Source organism: Microbacterium sp. NPDC003461 (assembly GCF_053588335.1).
The window spans coordinates 1-1,555 of the sequence record NZ_JBSFPT010000060.1 but is presented as its reverse complement, the minus strand read 5'-3'; the positions used below and the strand labels follow the sequence as shown (position 1 = coordinate 1,555).

General features: G+C 71.8%; 3 protein-coding genes. 1 reads left to right on the top strand and 2 read right to left on the bottom strand.

Translation table 11 applies throughout. The annotated features are described in order from the left end of the window. Both ACWDR7_RS13060 and ACWDR7_RS13055 read right to left on the bottom strand, forming a co-directional pair. Positions 1-750: glycosyltransferase (locus ACWDR7_RS13060; protein WP_449855323.1), on the bottom strand; the 750-nt coding region annotated here is incomplete at its 3' end. A 61-nt stretch (positions 751-811) separates the two neighbouring features. Further along, complete coding sequence (locus ACWDR7_RS13055) at positions 812-1,126, bottom strand: WhiB family transcriptional regulator (RefSeq protein WP_449855322.1); 315 nt, start codon at positions 1,124-1,126, stop codon at positions 812-814. Positions 1,127-1,342: 216 nt separating this feature from the next. Between ACWDR7_RS13055 and ACWDR7_RS13050 the strand changes: the two genes are divergently transcribed. Further along, a partial coding sequence (locus ACWDR7_RS13050) for a hypothetical protein (RefSeq protein ID WP_449855321.1) occupies positions 1,343-1,555 on the top strand: 213 nt, incomplete at its 3' end.

Sequence of the window (1,555 nt, the reverse complement as noted above, 5' to 3'; positions counted from 1 at the left end):
GTAGCCGATGAGCTTCTCGCTCGACCACTGCTCGCCCTCGAACGTGTAGACGCCGTCCTGGAAGAACTCGGTGGCGGCCACCCCGCCGTCGACGACGAGCACGCGGGCGCGCGGAGCGAGGGCGACGCGACGGCCGGCCAGGCGGGCGCGCACCCCCATGTCGAGGCCCTCGTCCACGCCCGCCAGCGCGGGATCGGGCAGCAGGTGCGCGCGGAGGTCGGCGCGCAGCAGCACGCCGCGCACGTCGGCTCCCAGCACATCGTCGTCGGCGTCGTGCTGGCCCTGGTCGTACTCCCCGTTCGCGAGCGGCACCGTGCGCCCGAACCTCGTCATGCTCACGCCGAGGGAGACGATGAGGTCCGGGTCCTCGGCGTCGACGAGCTTCGGGGCGGCGATGGCGACGGACGGGGCGCGCTCGAGGGCACCCGCGAGCACGGCGAGCGCATCGGGCCGCGGCGTCGTGTCCTGGGCCAGCAGCCACAGGGCGCGATCGGCGGGGGCACGCACCTGCGCGAGCGCGACGGCCGCGGCGAAGCCGGCCGATTCCGGAGCGTGGATGACGCCCTCGGCGCGCGAGCGGGCGATGACCGCGTCGAGCTCGGGGGCGCGCCCGCACGTCACGATCGTGACGGCGTCGACCCTGCGGGTCTGCGCGCCCAGGGCCTCGAGGGTGCGGGTCAGGCGCTCCGCGGCGAGGGCGGCCGTGGGGGTCGCTCGCGCGACGACGATGGCGTGTACTGGGGCCGACATGACCTCGTCAGCCTAAGCGCGCGGCGCGACGCACCGGGGAGCCACGCGCGAGGGAGGAGGATCAGCTGGCGCGGCGCTTGAGCTTGCGGCGCTCGCGCTCGGAGAGTCCGCCCCAGATGCCGAAGCGCTCGTCGTTCTGCAGCGCGTACTCGAGGCATTCGGCGCGCACCTCGCAGGAGGTGCAGATGCGCTTGGCGTCGCGGGTGGATCCGCCCTTCTCCGGGAAGAACGCCTCGGGGTCGGTCTGCGCGCACAGCGCGTCGGACTGCCACGCGAGGGCGTTGTCGTCGCCCGTCGGCTGACGCACCCCGGGGACGCCGAGATCGACGGGGTCGACGAACCAGTTGCCCGGAACCTCCGAACGATACTCAGCCATGTCCTGCCCCCTTTGACGCCGCCCCGCGGACGGATCCGATGCCGTTAATTACACCGGTGTCATTCGCGAAGGTCAAGTCGCAGATCGTAAACCCTGAACGTCAGATCGAGGGTTTTGTCGCCCCGACCGGCGTGTCTCCCCCCGACACGCCCGACCCCGTCCACCCGCTTGCAACCCCCATCGGTTGCTGAACGAAGTGAGCGCCAGCGAACGAAGATGAAGCGACCACAGCAAGTCCATGACGTTTGCACTGGTCGCTTCATCTCCGCGGCCTCCGGCCGCTCCGTTCAGCAACCGATGAGTGTCACCGCTCAGCAGGCCCCCGCGGAAACCGATCCCTGTGCGAGCGAAGCGAGCGTGCGGCCGCCGATGCGGCCGACCGACGTCGTCGTCGCCGCGTCGTTCGGTGCCGACGCCGACCACGAGGTC

Coding starts and splice junctions, on each gene's coding strand:
- ACWDR7_RS13055 (WP_449855322.1), bottom strand. CDS start 1,126: ATGGCTGAGTATCGTTCGGAGGTTCCGGGCAACTGGTTCGTCGACCCC.